General features: G+C 46.5%; 1 protein-coding gene. It reads right to left on the bottom strand.

All coding sequences use genetic code 11. The features are described from left to right. A partial coding sequence (locus KNO72_RS15495) for an IS200/IS605 family accessory protein TnpB-related protein (protein WP_214758780.1) occupies window positions 1–398 on the bottom strand: 398 nt, incomplete at both ends.

Here is a 398-nt window from a genome sequence, read left to right as displayed (position 1 = left end):
TTGTACTCGATAAATAATGCCAAGCGATAGAACGACCATGTATGCAGATTCTTATTGTTTTTACGGCTTGTTCTTGCCGTCTGTCGGATATTCGCTAGCTTCTCTAGGCGAATGACAGAAATATTGTTCTCTTTTGCGAAGTCGACGATTTCACGGCTTACCTTGTGATCCTTGTCTTTCATCCAACGCTGCTCCTTGTTGTCCAGTTCCTTGATTGCATTCAGCTTCTTCTTTTGACCGAGTTCTTTCCGTTTCGCACGAAACTTGCGTTTCATGTACTTGTTTTCACGACCGTTCCCAAAGAATCTTACCTTGTCGCAATCGGTCGATGCGACCGCCGGGACTTTTAGACCGAGGTCGACACCAAGAACCTTCGTACCGGTCTTCTCCGTCGTGGG

It is taken from the genome of Exiguobacterium sp. s123 (assembly GCF_018617075.1).
GTDB classification, from domain to species: domain Bacteria; phylum Bacillota; class Bacilli; order Exiguobacteriales; family Exiguobacteriaceae; genus Exiguobacterium; species Exiguobacterium profundum.
Note: the sequence above shows the minus strand (reverse complement) of the source record. Positions and strands in the feature narration are given on the sequence as shown.